Origin of the sequence: Bilifractor porci (genome assembly GCF_009696005.1) — a bacterium.
Classification (GTDB): Bacteria; Bacillota; Clostridia; order Lachnospirales; family Lachnospiraceae; genus Bilifractor; species Bilifractor porci.
On record NZ_VUMV01000007.1, the window covers coordinates 52,286 to 72,950 of the forward strand.

Below are 20,665 nucleotides of genomic sequence, written 5' to 3' on the forward strand. Positions count from 1 at the left end.
TTCTTCAGGTGCCCGTGGCCAGTATCCTTAACATGGAGACAGAAGCTGCGCGGGACAGCGGGACTGCACAGACATGGTACGGCACAAACAGACGCACTATCAATGAGAGGAGCGGTACAGACTCATGTATCAGAAAGTAGATACAAACCTGAATTTTGTGGATCGGGAAGCAAAAACCGAGAAATTCTGGGAAGAAAATCATATCTTTGAAAAAAGTGTAGAGGAGAGGGAAGGATGTCCTACCTATATGTTTTACGACGGCCCGCCCACGGCAAACGGCAAGCCGCACATCGGACATGTTCTCACCCGTGTCATTAAAGATATGATTCCGCGTTACCGCACCATGAAGGGATACCAGGTGCCCAGAAAGGCCGGCTGGGACACGCACGGGCTTCCGGTGGAGCTGGAAGTGGAAAAAGAAATCGGCATTGAGGGCAAGGATCAGATTGAGGAATACGGGATTGAGCCCTTTATCAAAAAATGCAAGGAATCCGTCTGGAAATATAAGGGGATGTGGGAGCAGTTCTCCGGCAAGGTCGGGTTCTGGGCCGACATGGATCACCCTTATGTCACCTATTATGATGACTATATTGAATCCGAGTGGTGGGCGCTGAAGGAGATCTGGAAGAAAGGTCTTCTGTATAAGGGATTTAAGGTTGTTCCTTACTGCCCGTCCTGCGGAACACCGCTTTCTTCCCACGAAGTCGCGCAGGGCTATAAGACGATTAAGGACAGGACGGCCATTGTCCGCTTCAAAGTGAAGGGCGAGGACGCCTGGTTTCTGGCCTGGACGACAACGCCGTGGACGCTGCTCTCCAATATCGCTCTCTGCGTAAATCCGGAGGATACCTACGCAAAGGTAAAGTGTGTGGACGGCTATACCTATTATCTGGCGGAGGCGCTGCTGGACAAGGTGCTGGGACCTCTGGCAAAAGAAGGAGAGAAGGCATATGAGATCCTGGAAACCTTCAAGGGGAAGGATCTGGAATATAAGGAATACGAGCCGCTGTACCAGTGCGCCGCAGACGCCGCCGCAAAACAGCATAAGAAAGCATTCTTTGTCTACTGCGACGACTATGTAACCATGACGGACGGTACCGGAATTGTCCACATTGCCCCTGCCTTCGGTGAGGACGATGCACGGGTGGGCCGGAAGTACGACGCTCCCTTTGTCCAGATGGTGGACGATCACGGACGGGAGAGACCGGAGACCGGTAAATTTGCCGGTATGCGCTGCAAGCCCACAAAACACGAGCTGGATGAGGGAGCCGTTAGTGCGGATCCGGAGGTGCTGAAGGATCTGGAGGAGCGGGGCATCTTATTTTCCGCCCCGAAGGTGGAGCACGATTATCCGCACTGCTGGAGATGCGACACCCCGCTGATCTATTACGCGAGGGAATCCTGGTTTATCAAGATGACGGCGGTCAAGGACGACCTGGTTAGAAACAACAAGGAGATCAACTGGATCCCTCCGACGATCGGGGAAGGCCGTTTCGGAAACTGGCTGGAAAATATACAGGATTGGGGAATTTCCAGAAACCGTTACTGGGGCACACCGCTTCCGGTCTGGATCTGCCCGGACTGCGGAAAGCAGATCTGTGTCGGCTCCAGAAAAGAGCTCGCGGAGCTGACCGGAAATCCGGACGCGGAGCACACCGAGCTGCACAGGCCGTATGTGGATCAGTTTACAATTAAATGTCCGGACTGCGGAGGGGAAATGCACAGGGTTCCGGAGGTCATTGACTGTTGGTTCGATTCCGGCGCCATGCCGTATGCGCAGCTGCACTATCCCTTTGAGAACAAGGAGCTGTTTGAGAAGGAATTCCCCGCCCAGTTTATCTCCGAGGCGGTGGACCAGACCCGCGGGTGGTTCTACTCCCTGCATGCGGAGGCGACGCTGCTGTTTAACAAGCCGGCGTACAAGAATGTCATTGTCCTCGGCCTGGTTCTGGACAAGGACGGGAACAAGATGTCTAAATCCAAGGGCAATGCCGTGGAACCGATGAGCGCCCTGCAGAAATTTGGCGCCGATGCCATCCGGTGGTACTTCTATATTAACAGTGCGCCCTGGCTTCCCAATAAGTTCCACGACAAGGCGGTCACAGAGTACTCCAGAAGGTTTATGGGAACTCTCTGGAATACCTATGCCTTTTATGTCCTGTATGCCAATATCGATCATTTTGATCCGACAGACTATACGCTGGATTACGACAGCCTTCCGGTTATGGACCGCTGGATTCTGAGCCGTCTGGAGTCGGCGGTCAGGAGTACGGATGAAAACCTGGATCAGTACCGCATTCCGGAAGCGGCAAGGGCGCTGGAAAGCTTCGTCGATGACATGAGCAACTGGTATGTCCGCCGTTCCAGGGAAAGATTCTGGGCAAAGGGAATGGAGCAGGACAAGATCAACGCGTACCTGACCCTGTATACCTGCCTGAAAAATATCTGTCTGGCGGCAGCGCCCATGATCCCGTTCATGACGGAGGATATCTATCAGAACATTGTGCGGAGCGTGGAGAAAAACGCGCCGGAAAGCATCCATCTCTGTGACTATCCGAAGGTAAACGAGTCCTGGATTGATACGGAGCTGGAAGAGAACATGAACGATGTGATGAAGGTCGTTGTTCTCGGACGCGCGGCCCGGAACGCATCCTCGATCAAAAACCGTCAGCCGCTGGCGGATATGTATATTAAGGCGGACTTCCGCCTTCCGGACTTCTATATGCAGATTATCCGGGACGAGCTGAATGTGAAAAAGGCAGAGTTCTCGGATGACCTGAAGGTAGAATACTCCATCAAACCGCAGCTGAAGACGGTCGGACCGAAATTCGGGAAGCTTGTCGGCGGCATCCGCAAGATACTGGCAGACCTGGACGGCGCGGAAGCCGTGGCGGAGCTGAACGCGAACGGTATTCTGAAGCTGGACGTAGAAGGGCAGGAGATCGAGCTTGCCAGAGAAGACCTCCTGATTGATATCGCACAGGTAGAAGGCTTTGTGACACAGGCAGACCAGGGCGTTACCATCATGATGGACACAAAACTGACGCCGGAGCTGCTGGAAGAAGGCTTTGTGGCGGAGCTGATCAGCAAAATCCAGACCATGAGGAAGGAAGCAGGGTTTGAGGTGATGGACCGGATTCTGGTTTATGCGGACGGAAACGCAAAGCTTCAGAAGATTCTGGAGGACAACCGGGATAAAATTTCCGGAGTCGTACTGGCAGACAGAATTGTATGCGGGGAGACGGCCGGGTATTCCAAAGAATGGAATATTAACGGAGAGAAGATTACGCTTGGAGTAGAGAAACAGTAAACCCTCACACCCCGCGCGAGGGGTCCGGACAGGTGCGGCCGGATAGACTGCGCCTGTTACAGAAGCAGCGGCACAGAAGATCAGGCACTGGGGCGGAAGATACCCCGGAAAGGACAGGAACATATGCTGAATCCGGAATTCAAAAAGGAAAATTTCAAGAAAGAATTAAGAGATGCTGTCAGGCTGCTGTTCCGGACCACCCTGGAAGATGCCTCGGCCCACCAGGTCTATCAGGCTGTGTGCTACGTGGTGAAGGACGTCATCATCGATGACTGGATGAAGACCCAGCAGGTGATGAAAGAGCAGAAGCCGAAAATCGTGTACTACATGTCGATGGAGTTTCTGACGGGACGCTATCTCGGCAACAACCTGCTTGCCCTGACCGCTTACGACGAGGTGAAGAAGGCGCTGGATGAACTGGGCATTGACCTGAACGCGGTGGAGGACGAAGAGAGGGATCCGGCTCTTGGAAACGGAGGACTCGGAAGGCTTGCCGCCTGTTTCCTGGATTCCCTCTCTACGCTCGGATACGCGGCCTACGGCTGCGGAATCCGCTATCACTATGGGATGTTTGCCCAGAAAATCAAGGACGGCTACCAGGTGGAGACGCCGGACAACTGGCTGAAGGACGGCGCCTATCCCTTTGAGCTGAAACGCCCGGAATACGCGAAAGAGATCCGGTTCGGCGGATATGTAGAGGCGGATTACGACGAGAAAACAGGCCGTACCTTCTTCCATCAGAAGGGGTATCAGTCTGTGCTTGCGGTTCCCTATGATCTTCCGGTTGTCGGCTACAATAATCATGTGGTGAATACCCTGCGTATCTGGGACGCAGAGGCGATCAATGATTTCTCCCTGGATTCCTTCGACAAGGGGGATTACCGGAAGGCGGTCGAGCAGGAAAACCTGGCGCGTACCATCACAGAAGTCCTCTATCCGAACGACAATCACATGGCAGGCAAGGAGCTGCGGCTCAAACAGCAGTATTTCTTTGTATCCGCCACGATTCAGACGGCTATCAAAAAGTTTGAAAAATACGGGCTGGATATCCATAAGCTTCCGGAAAAGGTCTGCTTCCATATGAATGATACCCACCCGACGCTGGCAGTGCCGGAGCTTATGCGAATCCTTCTGGACGAGAAAAAGCTGGAATGGGATGAGGCATGGGCCATTACGACACAGTGCTGCGCCTATACCAATCATACGATCATGGCGGAGGCACTGGAGAAATGGCCGATTGAGCTGTTCAGCCGCCTGCTTCCCAGAATTTATCAGATTGTAGAGGAAATCAACCGCCGGTTCTGCGAGAGAGTGCGCCGGCAGTACCCGAACCAGGAAAATAAAATCGCCAGCATGGCGATCATCTATGACGGGAGAGTCCGCATGGCAAACATGGCGATTGTCGGAGGCTTTTCCGTTAACGGCGTCGCCCAGCTCCATACGGAGATTTTGGAAAAACGGGAGCTGCACGATTTCTATGAGATGATGCCGGAGAAATTCAGCAACAAGACAAATGGCATTACGCAGCGGAGGTTTCTGCTGCACGGCAATCCCCTTCTTGCCAAATGGGTTACCGACCATGTGGGGAAGGACTGGATTACCGATCTGCCCCGGATCAGCGGCCTGAAGGTCTACGCGGACGATGAAAAGGCGCAGGCGGAGTTCATGAATATCAAGTACCAGAACAAGGTGCGTCTGGCAAAATATATTCAGGAGCATAACGGCATCGAGGTAGATCCCCGGTCAATCTTTGACGTGCAGGTGAAACGGCTGCATGAGTATAAACGCCAGCTGCTGAATATCCTCCATGTCATGTACCTTTACAACAAAATCAAAGAGCATCCGGAAATGCCGTTCTATCCCCGGACCTTTATTTTCGGCGCGAAGGCCAGCGCGGGCTACGAGCGGGCAAAGATGATCATTAAACTGATTAACAGCGTCGCGGACGTTATCAACCATGACGCTTCCATCAAGAATAAAATCAAGATTGTCTTTATTGAGGACTATCGTGTGAGCAACGCCGAGCTGATCTTTTCGGCGGCAGACGTGTCCGAGCAGATTTCCACGGCCAGCAAGGAGGCATCCGGCACCAGCAACATGAAATTCATGCTGAACGGCGCCCTCACCCTTGGCACCATGGATGGGGCAAACGTGGAGATTGTGCAGGAAGTCGGAGAAGAAAACGCGTTTATCTTCGGCCTCTCCGCGGAAGAAGTCATCCGGTACGAGCGGGACGGCGGATACGATCCCATGCAGTACTTTAACAACGATCCGGATATCCGCCAGGTATTGATGCAGCTGATCAACGGCATGTATTCCAACGGGGACATGAATCTGTTCCGGGATATCTACAATTCGCTTTTGTATCCGCAGAACGGAAACAGAGCAGATGTGTATTTCATCCTGGCCGATTTCAAATCCTACGCGGCAGCCCAGGAACGCGTAGAGGCGAAATACCGCAATGAGGAAGCCTGGGCAAAAAGCGCCATGCTGAATACAGCGTGCAGTGGAAAGTTCAGCTCCGACCGTACCATTCAGCAGTATGTGGATGATATCTGGAAGTGCGACAGAATCGTTGTGAAATAATTCTGTTAGGGATATAATGATACCAGGGTCAAAAGGTCTTAACGCCTTCGTGCCTGCACGAAAAGGCGTTTGACGTTGGGACCCGCCCCGACATGAGCAAGAAGCAGAATCCTTGTTTTGTAAGGATTCTGCGAGATTGCGAATGGTGGGAGGATTGCGGGAATTGCGAAGCAATGAAGCAATCCGAGGGTATCATTTGGGGGCAAAATACCTTTTGAACCCAACATCATATAAATAAGGGGAGTATGAAACAAGGGAGGAAATACCTTGGATAAAGCAGAATATCACCGGATTCTGGAAGAGCTGACGGAATCCGTGCAGAAAAAGGATTACCGGCATGCGCTGGAGCTTGTTGACCAGGTGGACTGGCGCAGGGTCAAGAGCATCCGGACGTTAAATATGGTTGCCGATGTCTTTGACAGAAATCAGGAGTACGACAGAGAGCTGGATGTTCTTAAAATCGCGTACAGCCGTTCTTCGATCGGCAGAAATATCCTGTACCGGCTTACAGAAGTCAGCCTGAAATTAAACGATCTGAATGGGGCAGAGCGCTATTTTCAGGAATTCTCGAAGGTCGCGCAGAATGATAATTCCCGCTGCATTCTTCAGTACAAGCTGTACAGGGCGAAAAATGCCCCGCTTGACGCGCAGATTGCCGTTCTGGAGGAGTACCGGGAACGGGAGTACACAGAGCGCTGGGCGTTTGAGCTTGCAAAGCTTTACGCAAGGGCAGGGGAAACACAGAAATGTGTGGATGCCTGCGACGATCTGATTCTGTGGTTCAGTGAGGGAACGTATGTCCGCAAGGCCATGGAGCTGAAGATGGAATATGAGCCGCTGACCACCTCCCAGAAGGCAATCTATGACAGACTGCGCATCCAGGCTCTCCATCCGGAGACCGGGGAGGAGGACGGCGGTGCCGGAGACGAACCGGAACCGGAGAAAGTTACCTACACGCAGCCGGAAATCTATACCGTAGAAAAAGAAGCATCCAGAGATGCCACAAGGGCCATTCATGTGGAACAGGCTCAAGCAGAGGCGGAGCCGTCCGAAGAGCAGGCATCCTCCGGTGCGGCTCCTGCGGAAGAGGAGCCGGAGGAGAGTCCGGAGAGCGGTACAGAAGTAGAGCCGGAGGACGTCGGCACAGAGGTTTCCGGCCCGGATTCTGAATATTCAGGAAAAACTGTTTACCAGGAGGAGGACAGGGAAAGAGACGGGCTTACCGCGGGAGAACGCTTCCGCACCGGTGCGGGCGATTTCAAGAACCGCCTGGTTCACGGCCTGCGGGATGTTTTCGGAGGCTTTACAGAGGAGCCGGATGATGTGACGGAGCCCGTGAAAAATACCGCGCCGGAGGCCGGAGAGGAGACCGCGCCGCTGCATGTAATAAAAGATCTGGAGCCGGAGCACCAGACCACAGATATCGATATTGACAGCTATCCCAGCGAGATGAAGACTTCTTATCCGGGAGATACGGAGACCGATCTGGAAGCTGCCATTGAGAGAAGCACGGAAGCCGCCATGCGGATGGGCAAGGAAAGTCCGGAGCAGACACCGCGGACGGAAGAATCCGCGGCAGAGAGCAGCCAGAAGACGGAGCTGCAGGTGAAGGCTGAAAGCATCCCGAAAGCGGAGGCGCAGGAAGCAGCTGAAAACAGTCGGCAGGCGGAGACGCAGGCAGCGGAAGAAAAGACGGATGAAGAAAGTAATTCAGACCGCTTTGGTTCCACCGGCCCTGTTGTGATGGAAAAACCGAAGGAAAAATCTGCTGTATCCGCAGCGGTTTCTTCCGTGGACAAAGAGACGGCAGGTCAGGCAGCCGCGGCGGCTCCGACTGGAGACAAAGCGGAAGCAGGTCAGACTGCCGCGCAGGCTCCATCTGCAGAGGAAGAGGGAACCGGCAGAGACAGCGCTCCGTCCGGACAGAAGCAGCAGAAGGAGGCTCCCCTGACACCGGAGGAGCAGCTGACAAGAGCCATTCAGAACACCGTCTTTGACCGTGTACCGGCATCTGAGACACCGAAAAGGACGCCTCACTACATCGAGGGGCTGGAGGTTCCGGATCCGGAACCGACGCCGGAAGAGAGAAGATCCAGAACTATCACGTTAAGTGAGGTCGGCGAGAATACCGTTCCGATTTCCCTGGATCAGATTCTGAGCGAGGAGACACCGGAGGAGAGAAGAATCCGGATTCTGAATAAGGCAAAGCCGACCCGGATGAGCGAGGAGCAGAGGAAGGTATTTACCTACTTCGCCAGGCTTCCGGGCATGGACGCGCAGATTCTGGAGGCCCTGAACGGCGTGTACACGCATGCCGGAGAGAGAACCTCCCTGCATGGAAACATTGCTGTCATGGGTGCCGCGGGCAGCGGAAAGTCCAGGCTTTCCCGCGGGCTGGTGCTTACCATGTGTCAGGATATGGGGCTGGAGGCGGCAAAGGTTGCCAGAATCTCCGGTGCGGATATGAACCATAAAGATCCGGTGGCCGTTGTCAGCAAAATGTCCGGCGGTTTTCTGATTATCGAGGACGTCAGCCTGATGACATCGGATACGCTGTCCAAGCTGAATCAGGCGATGGAATTCCGGACAGACTGCATGATCCTGATCATCGAAGACGAAAAGACTAACATGCGGGCTTTCCTGAAAAAGCATCCTTCCTTTGCGGCGAAGTTTGAAAAGGTAATCAACATACCGGTGTTTACCAATGACGAGCTTGTGACCTTCGCGAGAACCTATGCGTCGGAGAACGACTGCCGCATGGACGACATGGGCATTCTGGCCCTGTACACGCTGATTGGGAACAATCAGAAGGAAAATGAGCCTATGACGGTGGCAAAGGTCAAGGAAATTATGGATGACGCCATTCATCACGCCACCAGAGGGAAAAAACGCACCAAACGTTCCTCCGGAAAGGATAAAATTCTTATCCTTCACGAAAAGGATTTTGAGCAGTGAAAAAGGAACCATGGCTGGGAACACCAGCCGCAACGACAGAAGTCCTGAAAAAATACGGATTTCATTTTCAGAAGAGATACGGGCAGAATTTCCTGATTGATCCCCGTGTGCTGAGGAAGATTACCGCAGCCGCGGACATCGGTCCGGAGGACTGCGTGCTGGAGATTGGGCCGGGGATTGGAACCCTGACCCAATATCTTGCTTTTCAGGCAAAAAAAGTTTACGCGGTGGAGATCGACGACGCGCTGATCCCGGTTCTTCAGGAAACCCTGAAAGGCTGGGACAATGTGACGGTGATTCATAACGATATTCTGAAGATGGATCTTCACGCGCTGGTCCGGGATCAGAATGAAGGGAAGCCCGTCAAGGTGGTGGCTAACCTGCCGTACTACATTACGACACCGATCCTGATGGGACTGATGGAAAAGGAAGTGCCGTTTACCTCCATTACCGTCATGGTACAGAAGGAAGTGGCGGACCGTATGCGGGCTGAGCCGGGAACCAAGGAATACGGCGCGCTTTCCGTTGCGGTGCAGTATTATACGGTCCCGCATCCGGCTGCCACGGTTCCGCCAAATTGCTTTATCCCGCGCCCGAACGTGGGAAGCGCAGTCATCTCTCTGGAAAAACGGGCAGAACGTGCCGTGGCGGCTGCAAATGAGCAGCTGTTTTTCCAGGTTGTCCATGCTTCTTTTGAACAGAGGAGAAAAACCCTGCTGAACAGCTTGAAAAACGCCCGGGGGCTGTCCTTTACCAGAGAACAGATACAGGAGGCGATTGCCGTCTGCGGTTTTCCGGAAAATGTCAGGGGGGAAGCACTGGACATCCATCAGTTTGCCGCGCTTACCGATGCGCTGTGCAGCTGTCAGGAAAGTGGCCATGCTGTGGCTGGGGAACCAGAAGTTTAATTACGGATAGCCAGGTGCTTTGTACTTCGTCAATCATTCCTGCATTTGTATTCTCATGAAACATCCGGACCGCTGCCGGTTTCCTATGCTTATATGATATGACACGCAGCGTATACGTTTTTTCAGAGAGAGTCTATACGATTTAAAGTTCAGGAAAAGAGGAGAAATCATGATTTGCAGCAATAGAAGAAAAATCGGACCAGTACTGGCTCTTTGCATGGGGCTTGCGGCAGGAACCATGGCGTTTCCGCTTTCCGTCCGCGCAGATGCGGTCGGAGACGCCCGCGCGTCTGTAACGGAGGGTTCGACCTGTGTTTCTCTGGGGGCAGACCTTACCGATGACCAGAAGGCTGTTGTACTGGGGTTTCTCGGACTGACGGAAGAAGATCTTGCGAAGGATACCGTTGTCACCGTGACTAACGAAGAGGAGCACAAGTATCTGGATTCCTATCTGGACACCAGTGTGATCGGCGACGCGTCTTACTCCAGTTCGCGTGTAACCGCGAAAGGAGACGGCTACGGGATACAGGTGACAACACAGAATATTACCTACTGCACTTCTGAGATGTACCAGAATGCGCTGGCTACTGCAGGAGTGCAGAATGCGGAGGTTGCCGTGGCGGCGCCTTTTGATGTGACGGGAACAGCCGCGCTGGTCGGGATGACAGAAGCCTATTCCAAGATGACAGGAGAGGCGCTGAAAGCGGAAAATGTTAACACGGCCGCGGATGAGCTGGTGACAACAGGAAAAATTGCGGAGGAGATCAAGGATCCCTTAAAAGCATCCGAGCTGATCGCTGCCGTGAAAGGCGCCGTGGCGGACAGAAACGCTGCGGAAAGCACAGATTCTTCCGGAAGTTCCGGTCAGGACGCAGGTACTTCTTCCGCCAGTGAGAATCTTTCGGATGACGCATTGAATCAAATCATTGATGAGGCCTGCCAGAAGCTGGGCATTACGCTTACCGATCAGGGAAAAGGAGAGATTCGGGACCTGATGAGGAAGTTTGCCGGCCTGAATCTGAACACAGATGAGCTGAAAAACCAGGCATCCTCTCTGTATGACAAGCTGGCTTCCCATGGAATTAACATCGGCTTGAACAAAACGGATTCCATGACGATATTTGACAGGCTGATGGATTACATTAAACAGTTTCAGAGCTGGCTGAAGGGGCTGTCATAAACAGAAACAGATATGTAAATAAAGCAGAGGCAGGGCGCAGGTGATACATTCATCCGCTTTGCCTTTTTTCTATGGGGATCCGACAGTATCTGTTACACGGCGGCAGGAAGAGGGAAGAGATATTCACGGATTGCTGTTTTTATGTTGACCTGGGAAGCTGGCTTGAAAAGATAAAAAAAGGGTTGACAGGTACGTATTCCGGGGTTATACTGGGCACATAAATTAAGAATAGTTCTTAATATTAATTTTAGAGATTATCAGAGGTGTTACAGATGGCAGAATTAAAACACAGCCGCCAGAGAGATTACATTCGTGAGAATCTCCGGCACCGCACTGACCATCCGACCGCAGATATGATTTATGAAGATATCCGGAAAGGATATCCCCGCATAAGCCTTGGTACAGTTTATCGGAATTTGACACTGCTGGCGGAATTAGGAGAGATACGGAAGCTGACCGGACTCTCCGGACCGGAGCATTTTGACGGACAGGTCGCTCCTCATAATCATTTTATCTGCAGAAAGTGCGGAAAGATTATTGATCTGGAAGATTTTGACAGTTCGGATCTGATCCGGGACGCGGAAAGCAAGGCGGACGTTTCTGTAGATTCCTGCAATATCTATTTTTACGGTTACTGCAGAGAATGCAGGGACGCAGAGGCAGTGTCGGAGTAATTTCCGCGTTCCAGCCCGCCCGGAGCTGGCAGAAGGCGCGGAAAACGCCCGATTTATACCGGGTAAATAACCTGCATATTAGCTGTCTTAACGGAAAAAAGTTTTGCGGATTCCGTATTTCAGGACAGATAATATAAAAACTAAAATAAAATGAAAAAATGTATGAAAGGTGGTATGTACGATGAAAAAATGGAGATGTCTGGTTTGCGGCGCTGTTGTTGAGGGTGAGAATCCGCCGGAGAAATGCCCGACCTGCGGAGCTCCTGCAGAGAAATTTGTAGAGGTTACCGATGACCTGTCCTGGGCATCCGAGCATGTAGTAGGAATTGCCTCCGACGTACCGGAAGATATTAAGGAAGATCTGCGCGCAAACTTTACAGGTGAGTGCTCTGAGGTTGGCATGTATCTTGCTATGTCCCGTGTAGCTTTCCGCGAAGGCTATCCGGAGGTTGGCCTTTATTATGAGAAAGCCGCCCATGAAGAGGCAGAGCACGCGGCAAAATTTGCAGAGCTTCTCGGTGAGGTTATTACCGACAGCACAAAGAAGAACCTTCAGATGCGTGTAGAGGCTGAAAATGGCGCAACTGCCGGAAAAACAGATCTGGCAAAGCGCGCAAAGGCAGCAAATCTGGATGCTATCCATGACACCGTTCACGAAATGGCTCGTGACGAGGCCCGCCACGGAAAAGCGTTCGAGGGACTTCTGAAGAGATATTTTGAATAATCCAGAGAACCGGCTGCCAAGCTGCAATTACAGCATACTTCCTGGCGCTGTAACTATTTAGAACAACAGAAAAGGCTGTCACTTTATGCATCATCCATATCCGAAAGGGTACCGGGTTCAGGCATAAGGCGGCGGCCTTTTTCCGTGCTGTTTTTTGCTGCGTCTGACTGGTGTTTTCATACAGAGGTTTCGTGCAGAAGAGGCGGCGCGGCTGTTCCAAAAGATACAGATATCTGGTATACTTGGCAGGTGCCTGTCCGGTATGGATATTTTGGGAAAAGCCGGAATCTGTGCCGCGGCAGGCTGGAAAAAATGATGGGGGAGAAGGATTGTTTTGAATTTTATTATTTCACTGATTGAAGCTGTTTATCGTTTTCTGTGGGGAAACCTGGTTACCATTCCGCTTCCGGGTGGCAGTGAACTCGGACTTCCGCTTCTGGTTCTCATTCTGATTCCTACCGGCATTTTTTATACGGTAAGGACCCGTGTTCTTCCTGTCCGGATGGGCCGGGAAATACTGAAGGTTTCTCTTGACCCGAAAAAAGAAGAAAAGGGGGCAATTTCCGGCCTCCAGTCGCTGATTGTCTCTACCGCAACCCGCGTGGGAATGGGAAACCTGGCCGGTGTCGTTGCGGCGATTTCCGCCGGAGGGGCAGGGGCGGTTTTTTGGATGTGGGTGACTGCCATAATCGGACAGTCTACCGCCTTTGCGGAAGGGGTTTTAGCTCAGCAGCATAAGCAAAAGGATCCGCTGTACGGCGGATACCGAGGAGGCCCTGCTTATTATATCCATGATTTTATGGAACAGCATGTCTATCGGAAGAAACGGAGACGCAGCATCATTGCTGTTTTATTTGCCATTTCCGGCCTGATCTGCTGGTGCGGTATCAGCCAGGTAATCAGTAATTCTGTATCCTCCGCTTTTCACCGCGCCTTCCAGATTCCGCCGCTGTACACAACGATTGCCCTGGTTATTATTGCGGCAGTGATTGTGCTGCGGAAAAATGCGACCGTGCGTGTCCTGGACATCATGGTGCCGGTCATGGCGGGCATGTATTTCCTGATCACGATTGTCCTGGTCCTGATGAATATTCAGGCACTTCCCTCTGTCTTTGCCCGTATTTTTACAGAAGCCTTCGGGTTCAGGCAGGTGGCGGCGGGCGGATTTGGGACAGTCATGATGAACGGTGTGAAAAGAGGGCTGTTCTCCAATGAGGCGGGGAGCGGGTCTGCCCCCTGCGCGGCTGCCGCGGCTGCCTCGGATCATCCGGTAAAAATCGGTCTGACCCAGGCCTTCGGCGTTTTTATCGACACGATTGTCATCTGCAGCTGCACGGCTTTTATCATCCTGATCACTCCTGCGTCGGAAACCGCCGGGACAGAGGGCATGGATCTTCTGCAGGCGGCCATGCATTATCACATGGGAGAGTTCGGTGTGATTTTTGTGGCGGTTGTTCTCTGGCTTTTCAGCTTTTCCACCTTTCTGGGCATTTTGTTCTATGCAAGACCAAACGTGGCCTACCTGTTCGGCGACCGCTGGCTTCCGCAGTATCTGTACAAGATTCTGGCCCTGATCATGCTTTTTATCGGGGGCCTTGCCGCATATACGACAGTCTGGGATTTGGGAGACGTGGGAATCGGCCTGATGACCATCTTTAATGTCATCGCTCTCTGGCCGATGTCCGGAGATGTGATCCGGGCGCTGAAGGATTATGAGTCGGCGCACGGGAAAAAGAAGCGCGCGAAGACTGCGGAACAGAAGGAGTCCTGAAAATTGCTGTAAATTTCGCTTAGAATCGAGAACCTTCGTGAATGCAAAGCACAAAAAAGAGTGGCCTGTCCACTCTTTTTTTGTGCCGTGCGGACATGGAAAAGGACAGGGGGAATTTTTATAGTCTAAGTATAGGTTCAGATGGACTGCCCTTTGGAATGTGAAAAGCAGGATACCGGGCAGACCGGGAAAATGAAAGAAAGCGGAGGTGTGTTTTATGTTAACAGCCAGAGAGAATATGATAGAAACCATTGAAGGCGGAAAACCGGACAGGATTGTCAACCAGTATGAGGGAATTGCCCTTCTGTTTCATCCGTTTTTGTTCCGTTCTCCCCTTGTCCCGAAAGGAACCGAGGTAAAGGATGCCATACCGAATGCATGGGGCGTTTATAATGCTTTCCCTGCGAATACTCCCGGCGGATTCCCGGTGCAGGATGAAGAACATGTTCTGGTAAAGGATATCGATCACTGGCAGGACTATGTAAAGGTGCCGGATACAAACTTTACAGACGAAGAGTGGGGAAAATGCCAGGAAATGTACGACGCGGTAGGCGACAAGGCGATGAAGGCAACCTTTGTTGCGCCCGGCCTTTTCGAGCAGTGCCACCATATGTGCAAAATCGATGATACGCTGATGGCTATGTATGAGTCTCCGGATGAGCTGCACGACATGATTAAAATGCTGACGGAGTTTGAGCTCCGCATCGCGGAGGGAATCTGCGATCATCTGCATCCGGAAGCCATTTTCCATCATGACGACTGGGGCAGCCAGAAGAGCACCTTCATGAGCCCGGCCATGTTCGAGGAATTCTTTGTAGAGCCCTATAAGCAGATTTACGGATACTATCATGATCACGGAGTAAAATATGTATTCCATCATTCTGACAGCTATGCCGCGACACTGGTTCCGGACATGATCGAGATGGGAATCAATGTGTGGCAGGGATGCTTCTCCACGAATGATATCCCGAAGCTGCTGAAGGAAACCCAGGGAAAGATAACCTTCATGGGCGGAATTGAGAACCACCTGGTGGATTTTGACGGATGGACAGAGGAAAACAATGAAGCGGTTATCCGCAAAACACTGGCGGAAGACGGGACAAAGTACTTTATCCCCTGCATCGCCCAGGGTGGACCGGGTTCTGTCTATCCGGGTGTCTATAAGAGCATGTCTGATATTATCGATAAGATCAATACAGAGAAATACGGATTCACACAGGAACAGCTGGAAGCCGCCAGAGAGCCGATCCAGATTATGTTCTGAGGAAAAAATAAGTTTTTGAAATAAAACAAAAAAGGGCTGCTGTCTGTTGCATCGTCGAAAAATATCCGGAAGGAATATTCCCGACGGCAGGAGGCGGTAGCCCTTCTGTCTTTTACGTCTCCGCCATTGGGTCTGCGGCTGACAGGATAAGGCTCTGGCTGTTCCGGCCAGAAAAGCTCCTGTTACATATTTGAGTTCAGCGGCGGTCCGGAAAAGAACTGCGTGCTTTGTCGGACAGGAGAGGCGAGAACCTGCATGGAAAGACGCAGATAGTACCTTGTACCGGGATCATCCAGGTTCAGGGAATAGGTTTCCTGAAGTTTGCGGATCCGGTACATAACGGTGTTGCGGTGGGTAAACAGCGCTGCCGACGTTTTATTGACAGAGCGCTCGTTGTCCAGATAGATCATCAGAGTCTTAAACAGCTCGTCTTCATTCTTTTCCTTCTCATCCCAGAGCCTGCGGACCATTGGATGACAGGCGTGAATCTGCTCATTGCCCCTTGCGTGGAAAAGCATGTAGTCAACCGCGTATTTCTCGAAATAGAAAAGCCAGTTCTCTGTATTTTCCGATTCCGCCGCCTTCATGGCAAACAGACACTGACGCACCATCCATGGAATTTCCGCAGTCCCCTTTGCGCCAATGCTGAAGGCTGCCCGTATTTTATTGTTTTCGTGCAGAGTGCCCAGGAAATCCAGAAGATTCTGCCGCTTTTCCAGCAGCTGGTTGGAAAGGACAAGGATATACGGATCTTTGCGGAAAATCACACAGCTGGGCAGATTATGCAGCAGGATACTGTAAAGAATTTCTACGGACCGGTAGGAATTCTGCAGATAATCCGGCTGGATCAGCAGCATCTGAAAATCATCACCTTCCGTCCACTGCTGGTAGGCAAGCTGAAGCTGAAGTTCCCGGACATCATAGGATTTTTGAAAGACCAGGCTGTACAGGGCGTTGAAGTGGGAGGGGGAGTGGTCGGACAGGACGGCATTTCCCATGACCGGTTCCAGCAGCTGGGCGATTTTATCAAGCAGCTGGTAATCGCCAGGATTTATCGGACGCAACATTTCCAGTATAGTCATCCGGCCGCAGTCGATTCCGTTGTACTGCAGGCAGTAGGAGATGCCTCCGTGCCGCAGACCGGAGCTGTCCGCCGGAGAAAAGGGCTGCACTCCGTGCCGGGTAAAATCGGTATTGCTCTGGGAAAGGTCGAGAGCTTTTATGGCATTCAGGGAAGAATAGCCGTAACGGCTCATGTACAGCCACTCCGGATCCACCGCGGCGGGGTCGGGATGTCGGCTGATGGCCAGAAGCTTATTGTTTGCGTCCTGGATATCCATCGGGTTCTGTATCAGGATTTCGCAGGAATTCACAATCTTCTGGAAGTCGTTTTTGCGGATAAAAGCCTGCAGATCAGCTTCCCAGTCCTGAAAGTAGTCGAAGACGCCCTGGATGATTTCAAAGGCCTCTTTCTCGGTGACTCCATACAGATAGATCGAATCGCCTTCCCCGCTGCAGACAACATAATCCTGCTCCTGATAGACATGGACACAGTTTGTGGAGTACACAAGACGGGCACTGTTCAAAACCGGTCTGGCGTCGGCGCTGATATTGGTTTTCAAATCCATTAAAGGAGAGAGCCGATTGGCAATCATCCACATGCTTAGTTTCATTTGGATCCTCCTGACGTTTCTTATTTTCCGGACAGCTGCTGTCCGGCAGACAACTTCGGTCAGGCTCTTGGAGTAATATGTGTTCCGGAAACAGGCTGGACTTATTATAACATTTTTTTGCATCGGTAAAAACTTTCCTTTGGCATTTTGCAGCGGGCACAAAATTTCAAAAAGGAGAAGCGCGAGAATTGTGCTGTGGGCATCTGTCGCAGAGCGGATGTCTTTCTTACAATGATGATTACAGCGGTAAAAGTGAAGAGCCATGGAGAGTCTTTCCGCCGGTGGGCGGTGAACTTCACGGCGCAAGCATACTCTGACAGTTTTAGCAAAAGGATAATTAAAAGGAGGCGGAGATAATGACACCAAGGGAAAATGCAATGGCGGTTTACAACAGAGAGCAGCCGGATTACTACGGGGATTTGATGGATGCGATTGTGCTGCTTCCGGATCCGGTGCTGATGGGGGATCTTCCGCCGCAGGATGGGAAAATTCATCCGGACTCCTGGGGAGTCCCCTATGAATGGAAACCGGGCGCTCCTGGGCCTCATCCGTATATCACGCCGGAAAATGTGGTCGTTAAGGATATTGAAAACTGGGACCGCTATGTAAAGGTTCCGTCTCTGGAGAATCTGGACTGGGGACCGGCGCAGAAAGTGGCCGAGGGTGTTGACCGGAAAGAGAAATTTGTCGGGATTATGTTCGGCGGAGGACTGTTTGAGAGGTCGCATTTTCTTCTGGGAATGGAAAATGCCCTGATGGATTATCTGGAATACCCGGACGAGATGAAAGAACTGCTGTCTGTCATCAAGGACTATAAAATCGCCTACATCAGACAGATGACGGAAAAGGTTCACCCGGATATTATTTTCTATCACGATGACTGGGGCTCCAAGCAGAATGTTTTTCTGCCTCCGACTGTCTGGAGAGACATCATTAAACCGCTTCAGCAGGAAATTTCCGACGCTATTCATGACTGCGGCATGATTTACATGCACCACGCAGACTGTATCTGTCAGCCTCTGGTGACCGACATGGTAGATCTTGGCATTGATATCTGGCAGGGAGTCATTGCGCAGAATGACATTGTAAAAATCCAGCAGATTACGGAGGGCAAACTTGCCATGGTCGGCGGGGTGGACGGCCCTGCCATTGATATCGACGGCATCTCGGAAGAGGCAATCCGGCAGGAAGTCAGAAGGGCGTTTGACGAATACTGTCCTGCCGGACGGTTCTATCCGTCCATCCCGAACGGCGTCTGCTTCCGGGAATGGAATAACAAAATCTACCGTGATGAGCTGGAAAAATACGGAAGAAGATATGCGCAGGAGCACCCTGTTACATGAACGTGGGCTAAAAAGCATGTGGCAGATATCCGTCAGGACGTCCGGTCTACATTGGCCGGGCGGATTGGGGGAGTCTGCGCACAATTTTCGGTGCGGCAGGAACTGCAAAGATTGTGCCGACAGGACATTCCCGCTGTATAGGAAAGAGGTTAAGATAAACAAAGAAATTCCGTACGGTACAGAAAAAAGAAACTGTTGATCTGTGTTTTTCAAAAGAGGAGGAAAGACTCATGGAAGAGAAAAAAGTCAGCGGATTAAATCTGGCTTCTATTATGACGCTGTATTTTGTTTCCATGGCAATTACCATTGTGACGCCTGCCATGGCTACGTTTATGGAGCACTGGCCGGATAAGGCGGAGTATATTTCTTATATATCTACGCTTCCGACGCTGTTTATCGTAATCGGTACCTTTATCGCCGGTTCCATCATGGGAAAGAAAATAAAATACAGGACACTGGCAATTATGGCCAGCATCATTGCGCTGATCGGAGGGATAGCCCCGGCGTTTTTTGACAACTTTGAGCTGACACTGGTCTGCCGTGCTGTTTTAGGACTGGGAGCAGGACTTCTGGCACCCCTCGGAAATGCTCTGATTGTCGGCCTGTACAAGGGACAGAAACAGGCAAATCTTCTGGGCTATGGCACGCTGTTTATGAATGCCGGAGGAATAATTCTGCAGATACTGGGAGGCGTTCTGGCCGGGACTGGTGACAGAGGGTGGCAGCTGGTCTTCTGGGGACATGCGCTCCTGATTGTAGCAGTCGTGATGGCACTCTTCCTTCCGGAGCCGCCTGCAGCGGAGGTCACCTCCCAAAGCGGGAAAAAGGAGCCGATGGGCAAATCCATTTATTTGATTGCGCTTCTCATTTTTGTGTATAATCTGTTTGCATTTCCGATTATGCTGAATATGTCCACCCTGTTCGTTCAGAGAAACGCGGGCGGTCCGGCCGTTGCGGCAACTGCTCTTTCTCTTTATACGGTGGCCGGCGTTGTGGCCGGGTTTGTATTCGGTCATATTTTCAAAGTGGCAAAGCGGTTTATTATTTCCATTGGAATGGCTCTCTGCGGACTGGGGTTCCTGCTTGTCTTTTTCGGGGAAACCATGCCGGTTATGACGGCGGGCCTGATGATTGTAGGCTTCGGCTTCTCCACGTTCTTCCCTGCTTTCATGGCATGGATGGGAATGGCTACTCCTCCGAGCACCGTCGCCATGGCTTCTTCTCTGATCCTGGCCTGCATGAATCTGGGAGGGTTTGTAGCATCTCCGTATAATTCTCTTCTGATGAAGATTTTCGGAGCCGACAATTTCATCCTTCCGATGATCGTAATCGGATTCGTCTTTGATTTTGTGGTCGCCGTTATCTTTATCTTTGCAAGTCCGTTCAAAGAGAAAAAGTAAGATGACTCTAAAGATGGTTAGAAAAAAAGCTCCCGTCCACGGGAGCTTTTTTTAGGCACAGACGCAGAAGGAACGGGATGATCCGGCTGCAGGGAAAGAAAATGATATTCCCAATAGATCGAGAGCCGGTGTTTATCATTTTGCGGTGTTGGACTGCTCACGCTCCTTCTCGATCAGCTGGGAGTAATAAAAATACTGATCCATATATATTTTGTGTGAGATGGTGATCACTGTATTCCTCAGCAGAATGCGTTCCTCCGAATCCTCGCTTCCGGCTGCCGGAATTGGATCACCTTCTCTTACAATGTGATGAAGCGCTGCTTCCAGCTGGCTTCGGAAGAGTTCATAGGCGTATTCGGCGGTATGCTTTTTCTGGCTGATCTGCAGGAGAAAGCGGATTTCATCGAGGGAAAGCACACATTTGGATATCGAGATATAAAAAAGAAAAGCAATCTGGTCCCGCAGGTACATCTTGTGAACCGGGTTGGGAATCAGCTTCTGCTTTACATAATTGCTGACCATCGAAATAGTCAGAGACTCCGATAGCACCGGATCCAGATATCCGTTGATATATTTCACTACCTGCTTCAAGTAAAGCCCGACGTCCGGGATCTCCGCATAGGCGGGCATCTGAAAATTTTCCAGGGCCAGTATTATTTTTTCTGCATGTGCATCAGCCATATGGTTATTCTCCATCCTGTTTTCAAAAAAATAAAAGCTTTATATAGGTTTTTTAATATCTTGACAAGGGATATTTGGAAAACTATTATGATTATTATATATTACCCGGATGTTTTTATCAAATCATTACATGTCTGCAGGGCAGCAGTGTACTCTCTGAATGATTATCCTGGGAGAAGTACGGTCTGCGGACTGA

General features: G+C 51.3%; 13 protein-coding genes. 11 read left to right on the forward strand and 2 right to left on the reverse strand.

Features of this window, described 5'->3' with window-relative positions:
* The first annotated feature begins 124 nt into the window (after positions 1 to 124).
* The 9 genes from ileS to FYJ60_RS09760 all read left to right on the forward strand — a co-directional run bounded on the left by ileS (position 125) and on the right by FYJ60_RS09760 (position 15,372).
* Positions 125 to 3,310 (forward strand): isoleucine--tRNA ligase, encoded by a 3,186-nt coding sequence (gene ileS / locus FYJ60_RS09720; protein ID WP_154458492.1) that lies wholly within the window; start codon positions 125 to 127, stop codon positions 3,308 to 3,310.
* 123 nt (positions 3,311 to 3,433) lie between these two features.
* Positions 3,434 to 5,896 carry a glycogen/starch/alpha-glucan phosphorylase gene (locus FYJ60_RS09725; RefSeq protein ID WP_154458493.1) on the forward strand — a complete coding sequence of 821 codons (2,463 nt, stop codon included), beginning with the start codon at positions 3,434 to 3,436 and terminating at the stop codon, positions 5,894 to 5,896.
* Between the two features lie 267 nt (positions 5,897 to 6,163).
* Positions 6,164 to 8,851 carry a hypothetical protein gene (locus tag FYJ60_RS09730; protein WP_154458494.1) on the forward strand — a complete coding sequence of 896 codons (2,688 nt, stop codon included), beginning with the start codon at positions 6,164 to 6,166 and terminating at the stop codon, positions 8,849 to 8,851.
* A complete protein-coding gene (gene rsmA, locus FYJ60_RS09735) occupies positions 8,848 to 9,759 on the forward strand; it encodes a 16S rRNA (adenine(1518)-N(6)/adenine(1519)-N(6))-dimethyltransferase RsmA (RefSeq protein WP_330579183.1) in 912 nt (303 codons plus the stop codon). Before FYJ60_RS09730 ends, rsmA begins: the two co-directional genes overlap by 4 nt.
* 169 nt (positions 9,760 to 9,928) lie before the next feature.
* Positions 9,929 to 10,939 carry a DUF1002 domain-containing protein gene (locus FYJ60_RS09740; protein ID WP_154458495.1) on the forward strand — a complete coding sequence of 337 codons (1,011 nt, stop codon included), beginning with the start codon at positions 9,929 to 9,931 and terminating at the stop codon, positions 10,937 to 10,939.
* A 272-nt stretch (positions 10,940 to 11,211) separates the two neighbouring features.
* Complete coding sequence (locus FYJ60_RS09745) at positions 11,212 to 11,613, forward strand: Fur family transcriptional regulator (RefSeq protein WP_154458496.1); 402 nt, start codon at positions 11,212 to 11,214, stop codon at positions 11,611 to 11,613.
* Between the two features lie 181 nt (positions 11,614 to 11,794).
* Positions 11,795 to 12,337, forward strand: coding sequence for an NADH peroxidase (locus tag FYJ60_RS09750; RefSeq protein WP_154458497.1), 543 nt, complete (start codon positions 11,795 to 11,797; stop codon positions 12,335 to 12,337).
* Between the two features lie 343 nt (positions 12,338 to 12,680).
* Positions 12,681 to 14,108 carry an alanine/glycine:cation symporter family protein gene (locus FYJ60_RS09755; RefSeq protein ID WP_334296187.1) on the forward strand — a complete coding sequence of 476 codons (1,428 nt, stop codon included), beginning with the start codon at positions 12,681 to 12,683 and terminating at the stop codon, positions 14,106 to 14,108.
* A gap of 217 nt (positions 14,109 to 14,325) precedes the next feature.
* A complete protein-coding gene (locus FYJ60_RS09760; protein WP_154458499.1) occupies positions 14,326 to 15,372 on the forward strand; it encodes a uroporphyrinogen decarboxylase family protein in 1,047 nt (348 codons plus the stop codon).
* Positions 15,373 to 15,554: 182 nt separating this feature from the next.
* Here the strand turns inward: FYJ60_RS09760 and FYJ60_RS09765 are convergent, their stop codons facing one another.
* On the reverse strand, positions 15,555 to 17,045 hold the full coding sequence (locus tag FYJ60_RS09765) for a PucR family transcriptional regulator (protein WP_205839053.1): 1,491 nt from the start codon (positions 17,043 to 17,045) through the stop codon (positions 15,555 to 15,557).
* Between the two features lie 356 nt (positions 17,046 to 17,401).
* Here FYJ60_RS09765 and FYJ60_RS09770 point away from each other — a divergent pair, with 356 nt between their 5' ends.
* Positions 17,402 to 18,388: a uroporphyrinogen decarboxylase family protein gene (locus FYJ60_RS09770; RefSeq protein ID WP_154458501.1), complete on the forward strand. Its 987-nt coding sequence runs from the start codon at positions 17,402 to 17,404 to the stop codon at positions 18,386 to 18,388.
* Positions 18,389 to 18,618: 230 nt separating this feature from the next.
* The gene (locus tag FYJ60_RS09775) at positions 18,619 to 19,788 is read left to right on the forward strand and encodes an MFS transporter (RefSeq protein ID WP_154458502.1); all 1,170 of its coding nucleotides are present in this window, start codon (positions 18,619 to 18,621) and stop codon (positions 19,786 to 19,788) included.
* 135 nt (positions 19,789 to 19,923) lie between these two features.
* Here FYJ60_RS09775 and FYJ60_RS09780 read toward each other — a convergent pair whose 3' ends face one another.
* The gene (locus tag FYJ60_RS09780) at positions 19,924 to 20,469 is read right to left on the reverse strand and encodes a DUF1836 domain-containing protein (RefSeq protein WP_205839054.1); all 546 of its coding nucleotides are present in this window, start codon (positions 20,467 to 20,469) and stop codon (positions 19,924 to 19,926) included.
* Positions 20,470 to 20,665: the final 196 nt, after the last annotated feature.

Coding starts and splice junctions, on each gene's coding strand:
- ileS (WP_154458492.1), top strand. CDS start 125: ATGTATCAGAAAGTAGATACAAACCTGAATTTTGTGGATCGGGAAGCA.
- FYJ60_RS09725 (WP_154458493.1), top strand. CDS start 3,434: ATGCTGAATCCGGAATTCAAAAAGGAAAATTTCAAGAAAGAATTAAGA.
- FYJ60_RS09740 (WP_154458495.1), top strand. CDS start 9,929: ATGATTTGCAGCAATAGAAGAAAAATCGGACCAGTACTGGCTCTTTGC.
- FYJ60_RS09745 (WP_154458496.1), top strand. CDS start 11,212: ATGGCAGAATTAAAACACAGCCGCCAGAGAGATTACATTCGTGAGAAT.
- FYJ60_RS09750 (WP_154458497.1), top strand. CDS start 11,795: ATGAAAAAATGGAGATGTCTGGTTTGCGGCGCTGTTGTTGAGGGTGAG.
- FYJ60_RS09760 (WP_154458499.1), top strand. CDS start 14,326: ATGTTAACAGCCAGAGAGAATATGATAGAAACCATTGAAGGCGGAAAA.
- FYJ60_RS09765 (WP_205839053.1), bottom strand. CDS start 17,045: ATGAAACTAAGCATGTGGATGATTGCCAATCGGCTCTCTCCTTTAATG.
- FYJ60_RS09770 (WP_154458501.1), top strand. CDS start 17,402: ATGACACCAAGGGAAAATGCAATGGCGGTTTACAACAGAGAGCAGCCG.
- FYJ60_RS09775 (WP_154458502.1), top strand. CDS start 18,619: ATGGAAGAGAAAAAAGTCAGCGGATTAAATCTGGCTTCTATTATGACG.
- FYJ60_RS09780 (WP_205839054.1), bottom strand. CDS start 20,469: ATGGCTGATGCACATGCAGAAAAAATAATACTGGCCCTGGAAAATTTT.